Source organism: Staphylococcus sp. SA22, from assembly GCF_054165785.1.
On record NZ_JBSZQY010000004.1, the window covers coordinates 129,429 to 153,619 of the forward strand.

At 32.8% G+C, this 24,191-nt stretch carries 21 protein-coding genes; 13 read left to right on the plus strand and 8 right to left on the minus strand.

Going from position 1 to position 24,191, the window contains the following annotated elements; genetic code table 11:
- Positions 1-3: 3 nt before the first annotated feature.
- The 9 genes from nirD to nreC all read left to right on the plus strand — a co-directional run bounded on the left by nirD (position 4) and on the right by nreC (position 10,276).
- A complete protein-coding gene (gene nirD / locus ACXQH5_RS05615; RefSeq protein ID WP_000448222.1) occupies positions 4-318 on the plus strand; it encodes a nitrite reductase small subunit NirD in 315 nt (104 codons plus the stop codon).
- The gene (gene cobA / locus ACXQH5_RS05620) at positions 309-1,286 is read left to right on the plus strand and encodes a uroporphyrinogen-III C-methyltransferase (protein WP_000109705.1); all 978 of its coding nucleotides are present in this window, start codon (positions 309-311) and stop codon (positions 1,284-1,286) included. The genes nirD and cobA overlap by 10 nt, the downstream gene beginning before the upstream one ends.
- 307 nt (positions 1,287-1,593) lie before the next feature.
- Positions 1,594-5,283 carry a nitrate reductase subunit alpha gene (locus ACXQH5_RS05625; RefSeq protein ID WP_000514398.1) on the plus strand — a complete coding sequence of 1,230 codons (3,690 nt, stop codon included), beginning with the start codon at positions 1,594-1,596 and terminating at the stop codon, positions 5,281-5,283.
- Positions 5,273-6,832: a nitrate reductase subunit beta gene (narH, locus tag ACXQH5_RS05630; protein ID WP_000692644.1), complete on the plus strand. Its 1,560-nt coding sequence runs from the start codon at positions 5,273-5,275 to the stop codon at positions 6,830-6,832. Before ACXQH5_RS05625 ends, narH begins: the two co-directional genes overlap by 11 nt.
- Entirely contained in the window at positions 6,825-7,400 is a 576-nt protein-coding gene (narJ, locus tag ACXQH5_RS05635) for a nitrate reductase molybdenum cofactor assembly chaperone (protein ID WP_000606768.1), read from the plus strand. The genes narH and narJ overlap by 8 nt, the downstream gene beginning before the upstream one ends.
- Positions 7,393-8,070, plus strand: a complete 678-nt coding sequence (gene narI, locus ACXQH5_RS05640; RefSeq protein ID WP_000934156.1) for a respiratory nitrate reductase subunit gamma — start codon at positions 7,393-7,395, stop codon at positions 8,068-8,070. The genes narJ and narI overlap by 8 nt, the downstream gene beginning before the upstream one ends.
- Positions 8,071-8,089: 19 nt before the next feature.
- Complete coding sequence (gene nreA / locus ACXQH5_RS05645; protein WP_000186933.1) at positions 8,090-8,542, plus strand: nitrate respiration regulation accessory nitrate sensor NreA; 453 nt, start codon at positions 8,090-8,092, stop codon at positions 8,540-8,542.
- A 23-nt stretch (positions 8,543-8,565) separates the two neighbouring features.
- On the plus strand, positions 8,566-9,600 hold the full coding sequence (nreB, locus tag ACXQH5_RS05650; protein WP_000606546.1) for a nitrate respiration regulation sensor histidine kinase NreB: 1,035 nt from the start codon (positions 8,566-8,568) through the stop codon (positions 9,598-9,600).
- A gap of 22 nt (positions 9,601-9,622) precedes the next feature.
- Positions 9,623-10,276 carry a nitrate respiration regulation response regulator NreC gene (nreC, locus tag ACXQH5_RS05655; RefSeq protein ID WP_000706314.1) on the plus strand — a complete coding sequence of 218 codons (654 nt, stop codon included), beginning with the start codon at positions 9,623-9,625 and terminating at the stop codon, positions 10,274-10,276.
- Positions 10,277-10,533: 257 nt separating this feature from the next.
- On the opposite strand, the gene ACXQH5_RS05660 is transcribed toward nreC, so the two are convergent.
- Together ACXQH5_RS05660 and ACXQH5_RS05665 are read right to left on the minus strand one after the other, a co-directional pair.
- Positions 10,534-11,274, minus strand: coding sequence for a MerR family transcriptional regulator (locus ACXQH5_RS05660; RefSeq protein ID WP_000332058.1), 741 nt, complete (start codon positions 11,272-11,274; stop codon positions 10,534-10,536).
- Entirely contained in the window at positions 11,253-12,167 is a 915-nt protein-coding gene (locus ACXQH5_RS05665; protein ID WP_000276767.1) for a DUF2268 domain-containing protein, read from the minus strand. The genes ACXQH5_RS05660 and ACXQH5_RS05665 overlap by 22 nt, the downstream gene beginning before the upstream one ends.
- 369 nt (positions 12,168-12,536) lie before the next feature.
- Between ACXQH5_RS05665 and ACXQH5_RS05670 the strand changes: the two genes are divergently transcribed.
- On the plus strand, positions 12,537-13,706 hold the full coding sequence (locus tag ACXQH5_RS05670) for a nitrate/nitrite transporter (protein WP_000278561.1): 1,170 nt from the start codon (positions 12,537-12,539) through the stop codon (positions 13,704-13,706).
- Between the two features lie 106 nt (positions 13,707-13,812).
- Here the strand turns inward: ACXQH5_RS05670 and ACXQH5_RS05675 are convergent, their stop codons facing one another.
- Together ACXQH5_RS05675 and ACXQH5_RS05680 are read right to left on the minus strand one after the other, a co-directional pair.
- Positions 13,813-14,241, minus strand: a complete 429-nt coding sequence (locus ACXQH5_RS05675; protein ID WP_021758296.1) for an Hsp20/alpha crystallin family protein — start codon at positions 14,239-14,241, stop codon at positions 13,813-13,815.
- Positions 14,242-14,456: 215 nt separating this feature from the next.
- A complete protein-coding gene (locus ACXQH5_RS05680; protein ID WP_000289216.1) occupies positions 14,457-14,903 on the minus strand; it encodes a MarR family winged helix-turn-helix transcriptional regulator in 447 nt (148 codons plus the stop codon).
- A gap of 396 nt (positions 14,904-15,299) precedes the next feature.
- On the opposite strand from ACXQH5_RS05680, the gene ACXQH5_RS05685 reads away from it, so the two are divergent.
- Both ACXQH5_RS05685 and ACXQH5_RS05690 read left to right on the plus strand, forming a co-directional pair.
- Entirely contained in the window at positions 15,300-15,665 is a 366-nt protein-coding gene (locus ACXQH5_RS05685; protein ID WP_000727537.1) for a DUF3139 domain-containing protein, read from the plus strand.
- 181 nt (positions 15,666-15,846) lie between these two features.
- Entirely contained in the window at positions 15,847-17,124 is a 1,278-nt protein-coding gene (locus tag ACXQH5_RS05690) for a cation:dicarboxylate symporter family transporter (RefSeq protein WP_001173162.1), read from the plus strand.
- Between the two features lie 315 nt (positions 17,125-17,439).
- Here ACXQH5_RS05690 and ACXQH5_RS05695 read toward each other — a convergent pair whose 3' ends face one another.
- The 4 genes from ACXQH5_RS05695 to ACXQH5_RS05710 all read right to left on the minus strand — a co-directional run bounded on the left by ACXQH5_RS05695 (position 17,440) and on the right by ACXQH5_RS05710 (position 22,544).
- Positions 17,440-17,796, minus strand: a complete 357-nt coding sequence (locus ACXQH5_RS05695; protein ID WP_000791210.1) for a DUF4889 domain-containing protein — start codon at positions 17,794-17,796, stop codon at positions 17,440-17,442.
- 278 nt (positions 17,797-18,074) lie between these two features.
- Entirely contained in the window at positions 18,075-18,497 is a 423-nt protein-coding gene (locus ACXQH5_RS05700; protein WP_000071903.1) for a pyridoxamine 5'-phosphate oxidase family protein, read from the minus strand.
- A 70-nt stretch (positions 18,498-18,567) separates the two neighbouring features.
- Positions 18,568-20,673, minus strand: coding sequence for an AraC family transcriptional regulator Rsp (rsp, locus tag ACXQH5_RS05705; RefSeq protein ID WP_168367464.1), 2,106 nt, complete (start codon positions 20,671-20,673; stop codon positions 18,568-18,570).
- 1,487 nt (positions 20,674-22,160) lie between these two features.
- On the minus strand, positions 22,161-22,544 hold the full coding sequence (locus ACXQH5_RS05710; protein WP_000664388.1) for a YbgA family protein: 384 nt from the start codon (positions 22,542-22,544) through the stop codon (positions 22,161-22,163).
- Between the two features lie 182 nt (positions 22,545-22,726).
- Between ACXQH5_RS05710 and ACXQH5_RS05715 the strand changes: the two genes are divergently transcribed.
- A complete protein-coding gene (locus ACXQH5_RS05715) occupies positions 22,727-24,169 on the plus strand; it encodes a sucrose-specific PTS transporter subunit IIBC (RefSeq protein WP_057504564.1) in 1,443 nt (480 codons plus the stop codon).
- Positions 24,170-24,191 lie beyond the last annotated feature (22 nt).

The following is a 24,191-nucleotide window of genomic DNA, read 5'->3' on the forward strand; positions in this document are numbered from 1 at the left end:
TACATGGAAACAAAAGAAAAAATTAAAGTGACAACTATAGATGAATTAACACCCCTAATTGGAAAAAAGGTTATTGTCAAAGGCAAAGAGGTAGGATTGTTTTTAACAGAAAGTGGCAAAATTCATGCGATTCACAATATCTGTCCACACAAACAAGGACCATTGTCTGAAGGGACAGTGAGTGGGGAATATGTATTTTGCCCGCTCCACGATCAAAAAATTGATTTAAATACAGGTATTGTTCAAGAACCTGATGAAGGTTGTGTAGATGTTTATGAGGTAGAAGTTACAGACGGGAACGTATATATATGTCTGTAGATGAATATGGCAAGGTTTACTTGATAGGTGCGGGACCAGGTAATCCGAATTATTTGACTAAAAAAGCTGAGCGTTTAATATGTGAAGCGGATGTCATTCTATATGATCGATTAGTGAATCCGTTGATTTTACAATATGCGAATTTGACTACTGAAATTATCGATGTTGGTAAAAAGCCGTATGCAAAACATATTCAGCAAGAAAAAATAAATGACTGTATCGTGGAAGCAGCGCGTCGTTATAACAAGGTTGTTAGACTTAAAGGTGGCGATCCAGCGATATTTGGTCGTGTGCAAGAAGAAGTCGACACACTAAATGAACATCATATTGCGTTTGAAATTGTACCAGGGGTGACATCAGCGAGCGCAGCAGTTGCTACTATGCAGACAGGTTTGACAATGCGTACAGTTGCTAAAAGTGTGACATTTTCTACAGGTCACTTTAAAGATTCAGAAGAAAATGAAGTGGATGTCAATTCCTTAGTGAATGGTGGCACGTTAGCAATTTATATGGGGGTAAAACGTTTAGGGAAAATTATCACACAGATACAACAATACACAGATATTGATTACCCGATAGCGATTGTCTTTCAAGCATCGTGTTTTAACGAGTTTGTTGTTAAGGGGCGTTTAAGTAATATTATTTCAAAATTGCAACACTATTCAATTGAGGCGAAACCAGGTATATGTATTATTGGGGAAGTTGTTGGCTATACTGAAAACACTCCTAAATCATATGATCCTACGAAGCAATTTTATGTAGTAAGTGGTTCTAAACATGACGCCCTTATGCTCTGTGAACATTTATATGACGAAGGTTATGGCTGTTTGCTAAACCCAAATGATACATCGAATGGCACATATCATTCGTCGCAATATGATTACTATGATGCATTTATTAAGCAGCAAGAAAATGTAACATATATTTCAACCGATCGTGCAGATGCTAATACAGTGTTATGTCACTAATTTATAAAAATAAATGAATAAGTAAGGTTTCAACCGAGAGAATATATTCGTGTTGAAGCCTTATTTGTCGTTGTGCCAAATTTGAACGATTTAGATTGGCAATAAGCATGACCATACATGATTGTGTATTATTTCAATGAAATCCCGTTATTGATAGGGAAATTCCTTAAGTAATTAGGTGATTCCCTAATATTTTATGTTTGTGAAAAAATGTACAATCTAATTAAAGCAATAGTCTTGGGCATTTTAAAGTATTTAAAAACACGACATCTACACATCGTATTTTTATACGTAGGAGGATATAAATATGGGAAAATTTGGATTGAATTTCTTTAAACCAACAGAAAAATTTAATGGGAATTGGTCGATCCTAGAAAGTAAAAGTAGAGAATGGGAAAAAATGTACAGAGAACGTTGGAGCCATGATAAAGAAGTAAGAACAACACATGGTGTTAACTGTACAGGCTCATGTTCTTGGAAAGTATTTGTGAAAAATGGGGTTATTACCTGGGAAAATCAACAAACTGACTATCCAAGTTGTGGTCCGGATATGCCTGAATATGAACCGAGAGGCTGTCCACGAGGTGCGTCATTCTCTTGGTATGAATACAGTCCTCTTCGAATCAAATATCCATATATTCGTGGAAAACTCTGGGATTTATGGACTGAAGCATTAGAAGAAAACAATGGTAATCGCGTTGCTGCATGGGCGTCTATTGTTGAAAATGAAGACAAAGCCAAACAATATAAGCAAGCCCGAGGTATGGGAGGGCACGTGCGTTCAAATTGGAAAGACGTGACAGAGATAATCGCAGCACAATTACTGTATACAATAAAAAAATATGGTCCAGATCGAATCGCAGGATTTACACCTATTCCAGCGATGTCAATGATTAGTTATGCAGCAGGTGCTCGATTCATCAATTTGCTTGGTGGTGAAATGCTTAGTTTTTATGACTGGTATGCAGATTTACCACCTGCCTCTCCACAAATTTGGGGAGAGCAAACAGATGTGCCTGAATCAAGTGACTGGTATAACGCATCATACATTATTATGTGGGGATCTAATGTACCTTTAACACGTACTCCGGATGCACATTTTATGACAGAAGTCCGCTATAAAGGTACAAAAGTCATTTCAGTAGCACCAGATTACGCAGAAAATGTGAAATTTGCTGATAACTGGCTAGCACCGAACCCTGGTTCAGATGCTGCAATTGCACAAGCAATGACGCATGTTATTTTACAAGAACATTATGTTAATCAACCTAATGAACGCTTTATAAATTACGCCAAACAATATACAGATATGCCGTTTCTTATCATGCTGGATGAAGATGAAAATGGATATAAAGCGGGTCGATTTTTAAGAGTGAGTGACTTAGGTCAAACAACAGAGCAAGGCGAATGGAAGCCAGTTATTCATGATGCAATCAGCGATAGTTTAGTAGTACCTAATGGCACAATGGGTCAACGTTGGGAAGAAGGTAAGAAGTGGAACTTAAAACTAGAAACAGAAGATGGTTCTAAAATTAATCCTACATTATCAATGACAGAAGGTGGATACGAATTAGAAACGATTCAATTCCCATACTTTGATAGTGATGGAGATGGGATATTCAATCGTCCAATTCCAACTCGACAAGTCACTTTAGCAAATGGTGACAAAGTCCGTATTGCTACAATTTTTGACTTAATGGCAAGTCAATATGGCGTGCGTCGTTTTGATCATAAATTAGAATCAAAAGGATACGACGATGCAGAATCAAAATATACACCTGCTTGGCAAGAAGCCATTTCAGGCGTAAAACAAAGTGTTGTCATTCAAGTAGCTAAAGAATTTGCGCAAAACGCTATCGATACTGAAGGGCGTTCAATGATTATCATGGGTGCGGGTATTAACCATTGGTTTAACTCAGATACGATTTATCGTTCAATCTTAAACTTAGTTATGTTATGTGGCTGTCAAGGTGTGAATGGTGGCGGTTGGGCTCACTATGTGGGACAAGAAAAATGTCGCCCGATTGAAGGATGGAGTACTGTCGCATTTGCGAAAGACTGGCAAGGACCACCACGTTTGCAAAACGGAACAAGTTGGTTCTATTTTGCGACAGACCAATGGAAATATGAAGAGTCAAATGTAGATCGTTTAAAATCTCCATTAGCTAAAACAGAGGAGTTAAAGCATCAACATCCAGCTGATTATAATGTTTTAGCAGCTAGACTTGGTTGGTTACCATCATATCCACAATTTAATAAAAATAGTTTGTTGTTTGCAGAAGAAGCTAAAGATGAAGGCATTGAGTCGAATGAGGCAATTTTAAAACGCGCGATAGATGAAGTTAAGTCAAAACAAACGCAATTTGCGATAGAAGATCCGGATCTGAAAAAGAATCATCCGAAATCACTGTTTATATGGCGCTCAAATCTAATCTCAAGTTCTGCAAAAGGTCAAGAATACTTTATGAAGCATTTACTTGGCACAAAATCAGGGTTATTAGCTACACCAAATGAAGATGAAAAGCCAGAAGAAATTACGTGGCGTGAGGAAACAACAGGGAAATTAGATTTAGTCGTTTCTTTAGATTTCAGAATGACAGCAACACCGTTATATTCTGACATTGTATTGCCAGCAGCGACTTGGTATGAAAAGCATGATTTGTCATCTACAGATATGCATCCATATGTACATCCTTTTAATCCAGCTATTGATCCATTATGGGAATCGCGTTCAGACTGGGATATTTATAAAACGTTGGCAAAAGCATTTTCAGAAATGGCAAAAGACTATTTACCTGGAACGTTTAAAGATGTTGTGACAACGCCACTTAGTCATGATACAAAGCAAGAAATTTCAACACCATACGGCGTAGTGAAAGATTGGTCGAAGGGTGAAATTGAAGCGGTACCTGGACGCACAATGCCTAACTTTGCAATTGTAGAACGCGACTACACTAAAATTTACGACAAATATGTCACGCTTGGTCCTGTACTTGAAAAAGGGAAAGTTGGAGCGCATGGTGTAAGTTTCGGTGTCAGTGAACAATATGAAGAATTAAAAAGTATGTTAGGTACGTGGAGTGATACAAATGATGATTCTGTGAGAGCGAATCGTCCACGTATTGATACAGCACGTAATGTAGCTGATGCAATACTAAGTATTTCATCTGCTACGAATGGTAAATTATCACAAAAATCTTATGAAGATCTCGAAGAACAAACTGGAATGCCGTTAAAAGATATTTCTAGCGAACGCGCTGCTGAGAAAATTTCGTTTTTAAATATAACTTCACAACCACGAGAAGTAATACCGACAGCAGTATTTCCAGGTTCAAATAAACAAGGTCGACGATATTCACCATTTACAACGAATATAGAACGTCTAGTACCTTTTAGAACATTAACAGGACGTCAAAGTTATTATGTGGATCACGAAGTTTTCCAACAATTTGGGGAGAGCTTACCAGTATATAAACCGACATTGCCGCCAATGGTATTTGGTAATAGAGATAAGAAAATTAAAGGTGGTACAGATGCTTTGGTACTACGTTATTTAACGCCTCATGGAAAATGGAACATACACTCAATGTATCAAGATAATAAGCATATGTTGACACTATTTAGAGGTGGTCCAACGGTTTGGATATCAAATGAAGATGCTGAAAAACACGATATCCAAGATAATGATTGGCTAGAAGTGTATAACCGTAATGGTGTTGTAACGGCAAGAGCAGTTATTTCGCATCGTATGCCTAAAGGTACAATGTTTATGTATCATGCACAAGATAAACATATTCAAACGCCTGGGTCAGAAATTACAGATACACGTGGTGGTTCACACAACGCGCCGACTAGAATCCATTTGAAACCAACACAACTAGTCGGAGGATACGCACAAATTAGTTATCACTTTAATTATTATGGACCAATTGGGAACCAAAGGGATTTATATGTAGCAGTTAGAAAGATGAAGGAGGTTAATTGGCTTGAAGATTAAAGCGCAAGTTGCGATGGTATTAAATTTAGATAAATGCATAGGATGCCATACGTGTAGTGTGACATGTAAAAACACTTGGACAAATCGTCCAGGTGCTGAGTACATGTGGTTCAACAACGTAGAAACGAAGCCAGGTGTAGGGTATCCGAAACGTTGGGAAGACCAAGAACACTACAAAGGTGGTTGGGTACTAAATCGTAAAGGGAAACTTGAATTAAAATCTGGAAGTAGAATTTCAAAAATTGCTTTAGGTAAAATTTTTTATAACCCAGATATGCCATTAATTAAAGATTATTATGAGCCATGGAACTATAATTATGAACATTTAACAACTGCGAAATCAGGGAAGCATTCGCCAGTTGCTAGAGCGTATTCAGAAATTACAGGGGATAACATTGAAATTGAATGGGGACCTAACTGGGAAGATGACTTAGCAGGTGGTCATGTTACAGGCCCAAAAGATCCTAACATCCAAAAAATAGAAGAAGATATTAAATTCCAATTTGACGAAACTTTTATGATGTATTTACCACGTTTATGTGAACATTGCTTGAATCCAAGTTGCGTTGCATCGTGTCCTTCAGGTGCTATGTATAAACGTGATGAAGATGGCATTGTATTAGTTGACCAAGACGCATGTCGTGGATGGCGTTACTGTATGACAGGTTGTCCATATAAGAAAGTTTACTTCAATTGGAAAACGAACAAAGCTGAAAAGTGTACATTCTGTTTCCCGAGAATCGAGGCGGGTATGCCTACGGTATGCTCTGAAACTTGTACAGGACGTATGCGTTACTTAGGTGTTTTATTATATGATGCAGATCGAGTTCATGAAGCAGCTTCAGCAGTAGACGAGAAAGATTTATACGAAAAACAATTAGATATATTCTTAAATCCATTTGACGAAGAAGTCATTGCTCAAGCTGAAAAAGATGGTATTGGTTACGATTGGATTGAAGCTGCACAAAACTCTCCAATTTATAAGTTAGCAATTGAATATAAACTTGCATTTCCGTTACATCCTGAATTTAGAACGATGCCGATGGTTTGGTATTGCCCACCACTTAGCCCAATTATGAGCTATTTTGAAGGTAAAAATACAACTCAAAATCCAGATGCGATTTTCCCAGCCATTGAAGAAATGCGTTTACCAATTGAATACTTAGCTAATATTTTCACTGCAGGAGATACAGAACCAGTAAAAGGAGCCCTACAACGTATGGCAATGATGAGAAGTTATATGAGATCTCAAGTTACTCAACAGCCATTTGACACTTCTCGATTAGAGCGATTAGGTATAACGGAGCGCCAAACTAAAGACATGTATCGTTTATTAGGACTAGCCAAATATGAAGATCGATTTGTTATTCCAACATCACACAAAGAAACCTATTTAGATACGTATCACGCACAAGGTAGTACAGGATACAATTACGGCGGCGAGCATTTTGGAGATAACTGTGAAGGCTGTGGCGTTGCAATAGGTTCAGGGAAAACTGGTCAAGAAATTTATAATGAGAATTTCTATGGAGGGATTTTCCGTGATTAATTTCGATAATTTTAAAAAATATCAGGAAAGTTTTGGATATATGGCACAACAGTTATGTTTTCCAGAAAAATTAACTTTTCATCCAAAAACTTTTGAAGAAACAATTTCGAAAGATCATCCAGCATATGAAGATTTAGTAGCATTTAGAAATGTAATGATGACATTTTCATTATCAGAAATCAAAGCGATTTATACAGATACATTTGATTTTACGAAAAAAGCACCATTATATATGACGTATAACAAATTTGATACGCAAAAAGAACGTGGGCAAATGTTAGCTAAATTAAAGGTATTATATGAAATGTTTGGACTAGAAATGGTAGATAATGAACTTTCTGATTATCTACCGTTGATGCTTCAATTTTTGCAAGTGGCAGAATGGCGAAATGATCCAAGAGCTGAAGAGAATATTCAATTAATCATTATGATTATTGAGGATGGAACATATGTGATGGCGAATGCACTTGGTGAAGATAACAATCCATATGCCTATGTGATTCAAGCACTTAGAAAAACGTTGAAATTATGTTTGACATCACCAAAAGGAGTGAAACATCATGCTTAATCAGTTTTTATGGGTTATATTTCCGTATTTATGTTTAGTTGTCTTTGTCGCAGGTCATATTGCACGTTATCGTTATGATAAATTTTCTTGGACAGCTAAATCTAGTGAACTAATAGAAAGAAAAAGATTGATGTGGGGAAGTTTATTATTTCACTTAGGTATTATTCCAGTGTTTTTTGGACACGTAGTTGGATTGTTAATACCTAAATCATGGATGGATGCAGTGGGTGTGTCTGAGCATTTATATCATATAGGCGCTGTTTATATTGGTAGCATCTTTGGTATAATAACTTTGGTAGGGATGTTTTTATTAACAGCGAGACGTGTTACTACGAAAAGTATTCGAAGATTAAGTTCAGCGTCGGATATATTTGTAAATTTCTTATTATTACTTATCGTATTTATGGGATGTTACGCAACATTAGTAACAAATATACAACATCCAGATTTTAACTACAGAACTTCATTATCAATTTGGTTTAGACAATTATTTATGTTAAAACCAGATGCGTCATTGATGAGTGGTGTGCCGATTGCATTTAAAATGCATATATTGTTAGGTTTCACTATTATGGCTTGTTGGCCATTTACACGTTTGGTGCATGTTTGGAGTGTACCTTTGACATATATAAATCGCAGATATATTATTTACCGTAAGAATAAAGTGTAAGCATAAGAGGTGAAAGGATTTGACACCAGAAGCAATAATTGAAGATCGTAGATTTCAAGAGACATTAGATAAAATACGCAAAGAAGAGGGTTATGATTTTGCGGCAATCGCTTTCTATGAATCTAACAAACCATCATCTCCAATAAAATGGCACTATGTTTCAGGTAATAAAAATAATCGATTTAAATTGATTATTCTAAGAAAAGGTCGTGGATTAGCTGGAACTGTTATGAAAACAGGAAAGCGTATGGTAATAGCCAATGTTGGTTTAGCTTTAGGGCCTGAAGAAAAGATTGACTATCCAATTTTATTGAGTGAATCATTAACAGCAGTTTTAGCAGTGCCGCTTTGGTATAAGAATCAAGTGTATGGCGTACTATTATTTGGTCAAAGAGATGGTCGTCCTTTACCAAAAATATTTGATAATGATGATATTCAACGTAAGTTTGGTATTTTCAATGATGATAAATAATGAGATGAATTAGGGTGTAAGTCATGATTAATGAGGACAGTATACAGTTAGATACTTTATTGAAAAAATATTATGAGCATTCAATCGAAAAGATAGTTTTTGCTGATGATAACGGTAAAATTATTGCAATGAATGATGCTGCTAAAGATATATTATCTGAAGAAGATAATTACAGTGCTGTGGCGAATGCGATTTGTCACAGATGTGAAGGGTATACAAATGCCTATGATGTACAATCATGTAAAGACTGTTTCTTAGAATCGATGCAAGTACAAGCTACGAATTTCCAAGTATTTATGAAGACGAAAGATCAAAAAGTGATGCCATTTACAGCAACATATCAGTTGATTGATCAAGACAGGGGAATTCATGCATTTACGCTTCAAAATGTTTCATCACAAATTGAACAGCAAGAGAAATTACATCAACAACGTATGATGCGTAAAACAATCTCAGCCCAAGAAAATGAAAGAAAGCGAATTTCTAGAGAGTTACATGATAGTGTGATTCAAGAAATGCTCAATGTAGATGTTCAATTGAGATTATTAAAATATCAAGAAGATACAACTAAGCTTTTGGAAGACGCAGAAAATATTGAATATATTGTCGCTAAATTAATTGATGATATACGTAATATGTCGGTTGAATTAAGACCCGCTTCTTTGGATGATCTAGGCCTTGAAGCAGCTTTCAAATCATATTTTAAACAGTTTGAAGAAAATTATGGAATAAAAATCATATATACATCAAATATTAAAAATACTCGCTTTGATAGTGATATTGAAACGGTTGTTTATCGAGTAGTGCAAGAAGCTATTCTAAATGCGTTGAAATACGCTGATGTAAATGAAATAAATGTAGGTATCCGTCAAACTGGGCGCCATTTGGTAGCAGAAGTGATAGATGCGGGAAATGGTTTTGATCCAAGTTCTAAGCCTAAAGGTTCTGGACTCGGTTTATATGGAATGAATGAGCGAGCTGAGTTAGTCAGCGGTAGCGTCAATATTGAAACGAAAATTGGTGAGGGTACCAATGTTACATTGAACATTCCAATTTGAAACATACATTGGGGGAATAAAATTGAAAATAGTCATTGCCGATGATCACGCTGTTGTCCGTACGGGGTTCTCTATGATTTTAAATTATCAAAATGATATGGAAGTTGTTGCAACGGCTGCAGATGGCGTCGAAGCTTACCAAAAAGTAATGGAATATAAACCTGATGTGTTACTAATGGATTTAAGTATGCCACCAGGCGAGTCAGGTCTTATCGCTACGAGTAAAATTGCTGACAGTTTTCCTGAAACTAAAATACTAATATTAACAATGTTTGATGATGAGGAGTATTTGTTCCATGTGTTGCGTAATGGTGCGAAAGGTTACATATTGAAAAATGCACCTGATGAACAATTATTGTTAGCTATTCGAACTGTATATAAAGGTGAAACATATGTAGATATGAAACTAACAACATCTTTAGTGAATGAATTTGTATCTAATTCAAATCAGGACACTGCAAACACATCAGATCCTTTTAAAATCTTATCAAAACGAGAACTAGAAATATTGCCACTTATTGCCAAAGGTTACGGAAATAAAGAAATTGCAGAGAAATTATTTGTATCTGTGAAAACAGTAGAAGCACATAAGACGCATATTATGACAAAGCTTGGCTTAAAGAGTAAACCTGAGCTAGTTGAATATGCATTGAAAAAGAAATTATTAGAGTTTTAGAGTTTGAAATTAATATAATTTAGTATAAAAGCGCGAGAGGAAATGATTATCTTCTGGCGCTTTTGTATGTTTCGAAATATATTTTTTTATAAATTGAATGAAACCTAATCCTTTCTCCTTTCGGCAACCTATACTAATTCGCTTTGCAAAGGTATAACTTTTAATATAGTTATTGATTTAGAGAATAAATAATTAGTTTTCTACTTTGAACAAGTATTTTAGTTGGTGTATTCAGTGTTGTAGCACCTGTATGAGGATTAAAAATTGTCGCTCTTATTCTCATTGCTCAAAAAATAATTAACAGCTTCTGAAATGTATGATGCTAAATTTTGATTATCATATGAATTAAAGTAATCTTTGAAACGCGTATCATCTTCATATGTTTTAGCAATACAGCATAATGTTTCATCATCAAAATCAGCGATAGTGTTCATAAATGCCTTCCACTCAAATACGAGATCACTACAATCTTGGATTGAATAATGACTCAAAGACATATGATTAAATTTATTGAAGATAGTTGTCAATTTATGTCTGATATCCTGTGATTGTAAGCTGTCTTTACGTCTAATAAATGATTGATATGCTTTCGTATGACCATATTTTATAGATGCTTCTTTATCATATTGTGACTGTAGTGTCTTGTTTAAAATGCTGGTATCTATTAGAGAGTGTCCTTTAATAAATTCATATACAGAGAGTCTAATTAATTGTAAGTCAGAAATCTTTTTATCTAACTTGCTTACTTGCTCTGATAATAACTTTCGCAATTGTTCATTATCATATGAAATGTATTGTTTTATTTTAGCGATATCAAAATCAAAAGACTTGAGTATTAAAATCTTTTGTAATTTTTCTAAGTCTTGCTGTTTATAAACGCGATAATTTTTATCATTTTTATCTGGAACTAATAATCCTATTTCATCGTAATAATGTAAAGTTCTTTTAGTTACACCTGTAATTTCAAAAATATCTTTTAAAGTGTATGTGTATGCCAAAATTCAGTCACCTCATTTATTATTTTATATGCTGGAAGTGTTGTGGCAACTTCAATAGGTATGTTTGTTTTTTGTAAAAAGTATTTCACCAAGTGATAACCACATGCATACCCGGCAGCATGAGATAAGCCAACGATAGGCCTACCTTGAAGTTTATTAATATCATCACCATAGAGATAAGACATCGATTCAAATATATGCTTTAAATGTAAATGATTATAAATAGTATTTTTGATTTTTACGTTATCACGACTCCAATTAGTATTTGTTACCCACGGTCCAATATACGCTTTACCATACAATGATTCTACATAGTTTTCAGCTAATCCTTCTGCAATAATCAATTCAATCAAACTTCCGCCATCCCAATCAATATATTGATAGCGCATATTATGATTTACTTCATGTGCAATTAAGCTTTTCATAGAATTAATTGTACTTGTACTCGGCACTAAATAAATCATAATATAACCTGGTATGCCACCATCACCACCGCGATTTTTATTTAGATACATAAGTGGTTTTTGGCTATCTCCAAGTAATACTGTGAAATGATAATTAGAAACTTGAGATGAGATACTATAATTTGAAAATTGATCTATAGCAACTTTTAAATATTTTTCGCAATTACTCCAGAAATCATTATTCAGGTATTGTATTGACATTTGGTCAGACATCCGTAAATCTTTGGGTGAAATTTGAAAGGCATTTAAAAAATGATTTGCATTCATTATCTGGTTGTCATCATTATAAATAGGCATATGCTGTGCCTCAAATTTCTTTTTAAAAGGTACTAATATTTCTTTAGTGAAAATTGAATCACGGTCGTTTAATGGTGCCTTGAGTATATTCTTATAGACGGAATCTGATCTAATAATATTGATTTTATACATGATAAACCTCCTTACGTTGTCAGCATAAAGGGTAACGTAACGTGATTTTCAAGCAGTAATTGTAACTAATTGAAAAAATTTTAAAAAAGTATGTGAGTGTTCCTAAATAATATGATTAAAATGATGGCGAATAAGTGTCTAAAAGTATCTTAAAGGGACATTGTATAGGGTAAATTACTTCATAAATAAGGGAAAATCCTTATGTTCACTTTTTCACAATCATAATAAAATATATATGTAGTCAATACTTTGTCTATATTGAATGTTTTCATATAAATGAAAGCATTTTTAAATAACATTGACCTCTAATATATAGGCAGAGTATTGATATCTATTAAAAAATAAATGATTTTGGTGAAGGTGAAACGTATGTACAAAACAAAAGGTGGCTTTCAACTTACATTACAGACATTAAGTTTAGTGGTTGGGTTTATGGCTTGGAGTATAATTGCGCCATTAATGCCCTTTATTAAACAAGATGTCAATGTTACTGAAGGTCAAATATCAATCATTTTAGCGATACCAGTTATTTTGGGATCGGTGCTCCGTGTGCCATTTGGTTATCTAACAAACATTGTTGGCGCTAAATGGGTATTCTTTACTAGTTTTATCGTATTGTTATTCCCAATATTTTTCTTAAGCCAAGCACAAACACCGGGTATGTTAATGGCGTCAGGATTTTTCCTTGGCGTAGGTGGTGCAATTTTCTCAGTTGGTGTTACATCAGTTCCTAAATATTTCCCTAAAGAAAAAGTAGGTCTAGCAAATGGTATTTATGGTATGGGGAATATCGGTACAGCAGTTTCTTCATTTTTAGCACCGCCAATTGCGGGTATTATTGGTTGGCAAACAACTGTTAGAAGTTACTTAATTATTATCGCTTTATTTGCATTAATTATGTTTATATTTGGTGATACACAAGAACGTAAAATTAAAGTGCCATTAATGGCACAAATGAAAACATTATCCAAAAACTACAAATTATATTACTTGAGTTATTGGTATTTCATTACTTTTGGTGCTTTTGTAGCATTTGGTATTTTCTTACCTAACTACTTAGTAAATCATTTTGGAATTGACAAAGTAGATGCTGGTATTCGATCAGGTGTATTCATTGCGCTGGCAACATTCTTAAGACCAATAGGTGGCATTTTAGGTGATAAATTTAATGCAGTTAAAGTATTGATGATTGATTTTGTTGTTATGATTATCGGTGCCATTATTTTAGGTATTTCAGACCATATCGCATTATTCACTGTAGGTTGTTTAACAATAAGTATTTGTGCAGGTATTGGTAACGGCTTAATCTTCAAATTAGTACCATCATACTTCTCAAATGAAGCGGGATCCGCAAATGGTATCGTATCAATGATGGGTGGTTTAGGAGGATTCTTCCCACCACTAGTAATCACATACGTAGCTAATTTAACAGGATCAAGTCATTTAGCATTTATTTTCTTAGCGGTATTTGGATGTATTGCATTATTTACAATGCGCCAATTATATCAAAAAGAATATGGTTCATTGAAAAACGGTTGATATGTAATACATGACATTCATTTGGTTAAATACAAAGCCTTAATATCATGCGCAATATTCGTAGCATGACATTAAGGCTTTAGTAGTGTATTCATTTTAAATTTTACTATGAAATTGGAATAGATGTTGATGAAGTAGTTTCATTGCTTGGTTTGATTTTAGGCAAGGTAATAGTTAATAACCCATTTTCAAAACTAGCAGTAATATGTTGCTTGTCAACAGTTTCAAAATCAAATTGACGCATTAATGATTCGAAGTTACGCTCATCTAAAATGAGTTGTTCAGATTTGTGTTTTGCGCTTCTAGTAGCTTGAATAGTGAGCGTATTATTATTGAAATCGATACTAATATCTTCTTTATTTACACCTGCTAGTTCAGCTTCTAAGTAATATAATTCGTCTGTTTCATATATATTCGTTACAAATGAAGGTGTTGAAAAGTAATTAAATACTTGTTTACCTAAATCTTTAAATGTATCACTTGGATTACCGTTAAAAAAGTTTTGATTCTCGAATTGATTGAAGTTCAATATCATCACTTCCATTATATAAATTTGTATTACAAAGCCATTATATGAGTAGTATTAAAAAAGATAAAGTAAAAGGGGAGATAAAAAAGTTATAAATGGATAGATTTGTGCCTGATAAGGAATCAGGGCAAAAGAACTGAGCATCGAGATTTATACAAGCAATAAAGATAATGTATAAACATAGCGATGCATACTTCTGCCCATCACCTTATGATAGGAAGTTACTTTTTGTCGGAATAGTCAAAATTTTTAGAAACAAAATTCCGCAAATTATCAATTATATCTGATGCTTCTCGTTCTGAAATGTTGAATTCATTAAAGACTTTAACAGAAATTTCAGCAAGAGGGGTTTTTATTGCTTTACCTTGTTCTGTTAGAGAAATTTGTAGGTTTCTTTCATCTTTCTCTTCGCGTGTTCGAACGACGTAATCTTTCTTTTCTAATTTCTTTAGTAATGGTGTCAGCGTACCAGAATCTAAGAATACACGTTCACCTAACTTTTTGATGTTAAGTTTTTCATCATTTTCAATCGCCATTAAAACAATGTAACCAGTATAGGTTAAATCATATTCCTTAAGATAGTTTGTGTATTTTTTAATTATTTCTTTTGAAGAAACATAAAATAAAAAACACAACTGTTTGCTAAGATAGCTGTTTTCTACATACATCCAATCACTCCTTGTTAAAATAAACAATATTATGAAGTGTAATAGTTGTCAAGTACTGATTTCATCGCAATTATCGAATTGTCTATAATTGAATTTAAATGTTAAATAATGAAAAATATATCAATATCTTAGTATTTTCATCGGTAATGACTGATATGACTGATTTTTTAAATTGAAAAAAATGCAATTGTATCATCCTTAATTGTTAAAAGTAGTCAATTATTTTGATAGATAGTAAAATGAAATTTGTTATTAAATTTTTTAAAAGCATCGTGTATGTAATTCGATTTCTATAATAATATTGAGAATAAAAAAATTGTTACAATCTGGTAAAAACTCTTTATTAAATAAATTGATTCGTTCATACTGAATAGATAAGCAAAAAGGAGTCACATAATGAAGAAGAAAAAAAACGCGATTAAAGTTATTATTATATTATTTATTTCGTTAATTGTTGCTGTAGCATTTTTCTTTGGTTTGAAAACATATCAAGGCCATAAGAATATTCAACTAATTGACAGTTACTTGGAAGAAAAAAATCTAAAAGATAAAATTAAATCAGAAAAAACAGAGTATAGTGCTAAAAAAGGTCTCTTCTATAAGGAAGTTACGTTTAAAGATGAACCTGGTGTAACTTATGTTGTGCAACCAATCAGTACTAATAAAGGATTATTTGTTGAAGGCTTTGATACAGAGACTAAGAAAAGTTTGAAAACTGCAAAGCATAAATATTTTAATCAAAATTATAAACCATCAAAATAGTGAAGCGTATAACTGGTGAAACAGTTTAGTGCCTTCAATTTTAATTATTTAAAGTAAACAGTTTTTGTATGGAAATTAGTGATTTTTGACATCTATAAAAGATAAATATTTTAATTTTTTATAGATAATTATCAATTTTCTGATATAATTGAGTGATGTCAGATGAAGGGGAGTTTGTACTATGGCTCTATTCAAGAGAAAAATTAGCCTACCTATGCAAGTTGTTATTGCATTAGTGTTAGGTGTTGTCGTAGGACTTTTATTATATGGACAAGAAAACGTAGCAAATTACATTAAACCATTTGGTGACGTATTTTTAAATTTAATTAAAATGATCGTTATACCAGTTGTATTTTGCTCACTAGCGCTTTCTATTTCGAACGTTGGGGAATCGAAAACTGTAGGGCGTTATGGCTGGAAAACAATTTTATACTTTGAAATTATTACAACAATCGCAATAGGTTTAGGGATTATCTTCGGTAACCTATTTAAACCAGGTGCTGGATTAGACCCAACAAAATTACCTAAAGGTGATATTTCTAAATATCAATCAACTGCACATGCAGCAGAACAATCTACATATGGAAATCATTTTATTGATACCATTGTACATATTATTCCGACAAACTTTTTTGAAGCTTTAAATAAGGGTGAATTATTACCTATTATCTTCTTCGCAGTATTCTTTGGATTAGGATTAGCTGCAGTAGGTAAAAAAGCAGAACCAGTTAAAGAATTTTTAAGCGGATCGCTTGAAGCTGTGTTCTGGATGATTAATAAAATTTTAAAATTAGCACCAATTGGAGTGTTTGCATTCATTTGTACTACAATTATTACGTTTGGTGCATCCGCATTATTACCACTATTAAAATTAGTATTAGTTGTTGTCTTTGCAATGGTGTTCTTTGTATTCGCAATACTAGGACTAGTTGCATGGATGTGTGGTATTAATATCATGAATATTATTAGAATCTTGAAAAGTGAATTGCTTTTAGCATTTTCTACATCAAGTTCGGAAGCTGTACTTCCTGTCATGATGAAGAAAATGGAAAACTTCGGTTCTCCAAAAGAAATTACTTCTTTTGTTATACCAATTGGTTATACGTTTAACTTAGACGGATCAGCACTTTATCAATCTATTGCAGCATTATTCGTTGCGCAGATGTATGGAATGCACTTAACATTATCAGAGCAAATTGTATTGATGTTAACATTAATGATTACGTCTAAAGGTATGGCGGCAGTACCAGGAACTTCGATCGTTGTTTTATTAACAACATTAGGTGCTATGGGCTTACCGGCACAAGGTTTAGCATTAATTATTGGTGTTGACCGTATCTTAGATATGGTACGTACATGTGTAAACGTTATTGGTAACGCATTATCAACAATCGTTATAGCTAAATGGGAAAACGTATACGATAAAGCAAAAGGTCAAGAATATTTAAAATCAATTTAAAAAATACTATCTGACATTTAAAGCCCCTTACAACCTCTGGTTGTTAGGGGCTTTTATGCATGCGCAAAGCGCAGGCGAACTGAGAGCGAAGGGACCTCAGGTTGTTAGGGGCTTTTATGCATGCGCAAAGCGCAGGCGAACCGAAGCGAAGGGACCTCTGGTTGTTAGGGGCATTTATGCATGCGCAAAGCGCAGGCGAACCGGAAATAGATTGACACAGTAATTCTTAAAAAGCAGCAGTAAGATAATTTTCAATTAGAAAACATCTTACTGCTGCTTTTAATATCTTATATATTACTCAAAATTAAAGCTTAATTAGTGTTTCATGTGCATTTTGCCCATGTCATGAATTTTCATCATTAAACCATGTGGTACATCGTCATGATCAACTTTTTTTACTTTAACAATTTTATCAGAATCTGCTAATTTATAAACAATTACAAAATCACCTTTTTTAACTGAAACGTCTGCATCTGAAGGTAATTTAACGTTTTTCTCAATGCTTTCATCTTTTTCACTAATCATTTTTTCAATTGTAGCATTGTCTTTCATAATTCCATAATATGTATCTTTCTTTCCACCAGTCATCATCATGATTACTAGTACAATACATACAATCAACATGATGGCAATTAAACTAATACCAAGACCAAAACCTTTTTTATTTTTCACGGTTCATCAATCTCCTTAAATGTAGTTAATTCTGTTATACCTAAAAGTACAACAGTTTGCAAATGCAGTATTTATATTACATAAAATTAATTTAAAAAGACACACCTTAATCACAATAAATGTGAATAAAATGTGTCTAAAATATTGTTATATAATAAAAATATAGTTAAAAGTATTAAACGCTTTCAAAAGCGAAATATATATAAATAGGATACTGTTGAAATTTATAGCTAACATGTTCAATTGCTGGCTAATTTTTAAAACTAAAAACTTACATATTATAAATCAATTTTAATAGGTGTTTCTAATGATTTATCATTCATTAGCTTAATGGATTGCGGAACTACTCTTAAAACACATAACTCTGGGTCTTCTTTTGAACTGAAAAAGCTTTTGTCTTGTGTTTCCCATAGCCAATCAATCACTTCTTGTTCTGTAACGATTTCGATTGTCGCTTCCATCTCAACGAAACTACGATTAGTTGTGTCGTTATAGCCTAACAAAACATATGCTGCTGGATTATCTTTAATTTCTTTGACCTTAGCAGAATGGATATTCGTTTTAGTATATAAAGTAAGACCATCATTATAAAAGACCATATATCTACTATTAGGTTTGTTATTATATGCAGTTGATAATACACCAACTTTTGACGTTGCTAACACGTTTTCAATTGCTTGAATTGCTTGTGAGTTACTCATCCTATATCATCTCCTTATGATATAAATAGCCTTTATCGTAAGAAACTAAACACAAGAGGACTGTTAGTATTTAGCTAGGTTTAAAGCAAATATATTTAACCTCGTCGTGATTTAACTTGAGTTCAAATGTACGACCAGTTTCTTCTTGAACTGCAAGCTCCGTTTTAGGGTAATTCGTTTTGTCTAATTCATCTAAAATTTCTTTTTCTATATAAACAAGTTGATCGCTTATTGGAAGCAAATGCTGAATTGAACCATGTTCATGATTCAAAGTTTTAATAATCATCAAAGAGTCTTGAGGTAACTCATTATGGAAAATGAAGTCTTGTTTTACGTCTGACATATATCGGTCATTAATTTTATTGAATAATAAGAAATGGTAATTATTATCTTTACGACTCAATACATAATTATTAGTAATTTCAATATCTTCATTTATAAAAGGTCTAAACATTTTATATAAATGCATTAATGGTAGGGGACTACCATATTTGTTGTACAAGGAAATATAATTTGAATGGTCATCTAATAGTTGATAGCTAATACCACCGCCATATCGTAATAATGCGATTAAGTGATACACTATGTCAGATAATTGAATTGGATTCTTACCATCATTAGTATATTTAAATCCGCTTACAGACAGGTTATTATATACGAATTGTGTTGATGATATACCTGAATCTAAAATAAATTTCTTATACTGTTCAAAATGAGTGTCAGTTTGATGATAGTGTTGGTTTTTAGTGATAAGATGTGTTGCAGTTTTTGAATTTTCAATATCAATAAAGTAATAATGGAATTTAAGACGCTGCATGACATCATAAACTTGTTCCACGGTTGAATAAGTTTCTAAAAAACCATCGACTGTCACACTATATTTAATTTCTTTGTTTTTGTTTTTAATTTTAAGATGACATAAATGAATTTCTTCTGCTGTCATAGAATTAGAGCAAAATACGAGCATAAATTTAACTAATTTTTTGCTTGTCTTATAGTCTTGGTTGCCTTGTAAAAATGTTAGTATTAATTGCTTCATCGTTTCGAATTGTTGCGTTGATTTAATAGCGATTGCTAAACCTATATTTTTTTCGAAAAGCTTTTCAAAACATCTATTTAACAGGTTGTAATTCGTTTGGCTAATCTCAATATCGTGAATATCGTCAATGAAAACGACAGGTTTTGGTAAGTGCTCAAAGTTAATATCGTAATATTCATTGAAAATAAATTGAAATAGTTCATTGAAATTACTAAATCGAACAAATACTTTGGCACGCTGACTTCGATCTTTCGGATTAAAATCATCTATATGAATATCTGTTGTATTTGTAGCCAGCTGAGCTGTTAAATCGATTGTTGAAATTAACTCAGTGAATTGTGATGCGTTATCTTGTTGGAAGTGTATTTGTGGTGGTTCAGTAATCTTGGAAACGAGTGAACGGAACTGTTTAGGACTAAAATGCAAGTAATTCTTAAATTGATTTGCAAAATTTGTATGACTGTTAAAACCGGCCAATTCAGAAACAGTTGTAATAGAATGTTTTGTAGAAAGTAATAAATTGATGGCGTTAACAAGTTTAATACTGGTAAAATAATCTTTAAAATTCATACTCAAATATCGAACAAAAAGATTAGAACAATATGATTCAGAGATGTTGCAATGCATCGCTATATCTTTTAAAGACAAGTGCGCATCAATATTGTCATGAATATAGTTTACACAGTCTATAAACACCGGATTGCTTAAAGCAATATTTGGTAAATATTCATGATCTATTCTTATAAAAGCTTCTTTAAGTAAAGTGTCTATAATACTTTGACCTATATTTTTCCCCATTAAAGAAGAACTTGTTGGTGTACTGATTAAATCGGCAATTAATGACTTAATATAATTACTTGATTGTAATAAATGACGATCTAAATAACCATTAAAGAAATCATCATCTTGTTGATAAAAATAAAAAACGGGTATCATTAATTCGATTATATTTTCGCCGTGGTTAATATTATAAATATCACCATGGTTAATTAAGATAATATAATTACTTACGTCTTTGGTTTCACCATTAATCGTAATATTGAGTTTACTTGTAAGTGAAAATAGCACCATAATATTATTAATATTACGACTTGGTATTGTCGATAATGTATGATGTATTTTAAGTTGGCATGTCATATTTCTCTCTCCTGCCTAATATATATTGAAATCTATCATTTAAATGTAAAACATGGAAATTTTTAAAATCATGGATAGTATACCTATTATAGTTGAATATTTTTGAAAAGGTAATAGTGAAAAATAAAAGAAATTAATGAAAACTCCTAGGAAAACGCTTGTTTTTATGCATTGTGCACAATATAAAAGTAAAATTAGAAAGATAGTAAGCAAAATTTGGAAATTTTCGATAGAGTCTAATTAAATTATTTGGTGCATAATTAATATAGATTTCAAACCTATGTATTTCAAAAAACAATACATAGCCATTTTGAACTAACTTGCTAATCTTTTATTGATATTCAACTATGTTATAAAAAAAGCAAATTGACCAAAATGGAAGTTTGAATCAAAAAACATTAAATGTACCCATGACTTAAATTTTATCGCCATTATTTAAGTTTGGACATACACTTTTGTCATCAAACGCTGAAAATTAGTACGATTGAAATCACTTCTTGTTATAAAAATTCTTAGTAGCCCTGTTACAAAATATTCGCTACAAATTATTCAAATCAACAACAATAACCATCAACTAAGAAATTTTAAACAATCTACTAAAAAATAAAGCGTTTAAAAGTTCTGTTTAGAAAACATCAAGATAAGTATAAACATCTAGAAAAGTGAACATCTAAGAAAATCCATCTAGTTATTGCCGTAACAATTAGAATAATCATTTGAAAAAGTGCATTAGACAACGAAATTCACCATCAAGATAATGAAGCAACAAGAAACAGCACACATCAATGAATTAACACCTTAGATTCATCATGAGAAAATGCATGGCACAACTAGATTTACCATCAAGATAATTCTTAAGCAGCGAAGAATTAACATCTAGAAATGCATAAACATCTTAGATTTTACATCAAGAGATGCGATAACTATAAACAACTAGAAACGTCACCAAGATAGTGCAACAACAAAGAATCAGCATCTTGAAATCGCACTAACATCTAAGAATCAACATCAAGTATTATATTAACATCATAGATAACTTCATCAAGACAGGCATCCACATCTAAGAAACTCATCTAGAATAGCTAACACCTAACATCAAAGAATATTCATCAAGAACAGTATCTAACAGAACTTTTTGACTATATATGAATTAATTATGTTACTAGCTAAATCATCTATTATTAACTTTCACACTCAATTTCTACATCTAATATCAATTTATTAACAATAGAATTAGCAGCAACAAGATATTACTTAAAATTACTCCCCCGAATTTAAAATATAAACAATGTAATAATTAAGGGTATAAATTGATTTATGCTGTAACTAATTAAATGTGTATGGTATCTTCTAACATCAAGAAACGCATTTTAATATAGATATGTACATTTAAACCTTGAGAGATAGATTATAGTAAACTTTAGTACAAAGTATGAATTGCTGAACTCCAATGACTACTATTTGTCCGTTACAACTAAAGTTTCAATCTATCTCTTTCTTTTTGTGTTTAAAACACGACTTTGTAGTAAATATTGAACATCATATTTATTAGCAAGTTCTGCTAAAAAATCTAATAAAGTTTGGGTGTCGATTTTACCATTAATAAAATCAGCTTTAAGTAGTTTTGATTGTTGTCTTTCTTCTTCATTCGCACATTTTTTAAAATATCCCCACATATGATCAAAAGCATTACATACACTTCCTATACTCGGTTCAATTAACAAAGCATCATCAATCATTTGTTGGACTTGATGAAGTGATAAATCCGTTTTTAAAGCATTCCTTATCATTTGGTAAGCCTGTTGACTGTGTAACAATACATGATATTTTTCTTCACGCCAAAGCTGTTCGATATAGCCACGTTCTTTCATAAAATTACCTCCGATAATTAATGTTAATATACATGCATGTAGTATAGCAATAAAAATGAATGCGCTATCAAAAGTGATGTAAGTGTTTATATAAAATGATAATAGAGTGTTGCAAATATTTTTGGAACCGGTTACAATAAAATGGAATAAATGGAACCGGTTCTAATTAGGAGGCTAACTATATGAATTATAAGCAATCCGCAGAAGATATTTTGAACGCGATAGGCGGAGAAGAGAATTTAGATGCAATGGCGCATTGTGCAACGAGACTACGATTAGTTTTAAATGATGAAAGTTTAGTAAATGAAGAGGCGCTAAACAATATGGATGTAGTTAAAGGGACATTTTCTACTGGGGGACAATACCAAATTATTATTGGGTCTGGTACAGTCAATAAAGTATTTAGTGAACTGGAAAAATTAACTGGAAAAGAAGCATCAACCACTTCGGAAGTCAAAGCACAATCTGCTAAAAATATGAATCCGTTACAGCGATTTGTAAAAATGCTTTCAGATATCTTTGTTCCGATCATACCAGCCATCGTTGCTGGTGGTTTATTAATGGGGTTAAATAACATTTTGACTGCGAAAGATTTATTCTTTTCAGGTAAATCATTGATAGATGTATATAGTCAATTTGCTGGATTAGCTGAAATGATAAATGTTTTTGCGAATGCACCATTTACATTATTACCAATTTTAATTGGATTTAGTGCAGCAAAACGTTTTGGTGGCAATCCGTTTTTAGGTGCTGCATTAGGTATGATACTGGTTCATCCATCGCTAATGAGCGCATACGATTTCCCAAAAGCAGTTGAAGCAGGTAAGGCTATTCCATATTGGGATGTTTTTGGTCTGCATATTAATCAAGTAGGTTATCAAGGACAAGTGTTACCTATGCTTGTAGCAGCTTATATCTTAGCCTCAATTGAAAAAGGGTTACGCAAAGTTATTCCAACGGTGTTAGATAATTTGTTAACACCATTGTTATCTATTTTTATAACAGCATTTCTAACATTTTCATTTGTAGGTCCAATCACTCGACAATTAGGTTACTGGTTATCAGATGGTTTAACATGGCTTTATGAATTTGGTGGTGCAATTGGTGGATTAATATTCGGATTATTGTATGCTCCGATTGTTATTACAGGTATGCATCATAGCTTTATAGCTGTAGAAACGACATTAATTGCAGATGCCACTAAAACGGGTGGATCATTTATATTCCCGATTGCGACAATGTCTAATGTTGCACAAGGTGGTGCAGCAATTGCAGCGTTCTTTATTATTAAACAAAATAAAAAGTTAAAAGGTGTGGCATCTGCCGCAGGTATTTCAGCATTACTTGGTATTACAGAACCGGCTATGTTTGGTGTTAACTTAAAACTAAGATATCCATTTATTGGTGCTATCATTGGATCAGGTATTGCTTCAGCATATATTGCTTTCTTCAAGGTTAAAGCAATCGCATTAGGAACTGCTGGATTGCCTGGATTTATTTCAATCAATCCAGTACATGCAGGATGGTTACACTACTTTGTTGGTATGACAATATCATTCATCGTTGCCATAACAGTTACTTTAATTTTATCGAAAAGAAAAGCAAATAAAGAAGTTGTAGAATAAAAAAGAGGTATGACAGTAATCA

What these genes read in the sequence shown, in the direction of transcription:
- nirD (WP_000448222.1), top strand. Translation starts at nt 4, where the DNA reads ATGGAAACAAAAGAAAAAATTAAAGTGACAACTATAGATGAATTAACA.
- cobA (WP_000109705.1), top strand. Translation starts at nt 309, where the DNA reads ATGTCTGTAGATGAATATGGCAAGGTTTACTTGATAGGTGCGGGACCA.
- ACXQH5_RS05625 (WP_000514398.1), top strand. Translation starts at nt 1,594, where the DNA reads ATGGGAAAATTTGGATTGAATTTCTTTAAACCAACAGAAAAATTTAAT.
- narI (WP_000934156.1), top strand. Translation starts at nt 7,393, where the DNA reads ATGCTTAATCAGTTTTTATGGGTTATATTTCCGTATTTATGTTTAGTT.
- nreB (WP_000606546.1), top strand. Translation starts at nt 8,566, where the DNA reads ATGATTAATGAGGACAGTATACAGTTAGATACTTTATTGAAAAAATAT.
- ACXQH5_RS05665 (WP_000276767.1), bottom strand. Translation starts at nt 12,167, where the DNA reads ATGTATAAAATCAATATTATTAGATCAGATTCCGTCTATAAGAATATA.
- ACXQH5_RS05670 (WP_000278561.1), top strand. Translation starts at nt 12,537, where the DNA reads ATGTACAAAACAAAAGGTGGCTTTCAACTTACATTACAGACATTAAGT.
- ACXQH5_RS05675 (WP_021758296.1), bottom strand. Translation starts at nt 14,241, where the DNA reads ATGATATTGAACTTCAATCAATTCGAGAATCAAAACTTTTTTAACGGT.
- ACXQH5_RS05680 (WP_000289216.1), bottom strand. Translation starts at nt 14,903, where the DNA reads ATGTATGTAGAAAACAGCTATCTTAGCAAACAGTTGTGTTTTTTATTT.
- ACXQH5_RS05685 (WP_000727537.1), top strand. Translation starts at nt 15,300, where the DNA reads ATGAAGAAGAAAAAAAACGCGATTAAAGTTATTATTATATTATTTATT.
- ACXQH5_RS05690 (WP_001173162.1), top strand. Translation starts at nt 15,847, where the DNA reads ATGGCTCTATTCAAGAGAAAAATTAGCCTACCTATGCAAGTTGTTATT.
- ACXQH5_RS05700 (WP_000071903.1), bottom strand. Translation starts at nt 18,497, where the DNA reads ATGAGTAACTCACAAGCAATTCAAGCAATTGAAAACGTGTTAGCAACG.
- rsp (WP_168367464.1), bottom strand. Translation starts at nt 20,673, where the DNA reads ATGACATGCCAACTTAAAATACATCATACATTATCGACAATACCAAGT.
- ACXQH5_RS05710 (WP_000664388.1), bottom strand. Translation starts at nt 22,544, where the DNA reads ATGAAAGAACGTGGCTATATCGAACAGCTTTGGCGTGAAGAAAAATAT.
- ACXQH5_RS05715 (WP_057504564.1), top strand. Translation starts at nt 22,727, where the DNA reads ATGAATTATAAGCAATCCGCAGAAGATATTTTGAACGCGATAGGCGGA.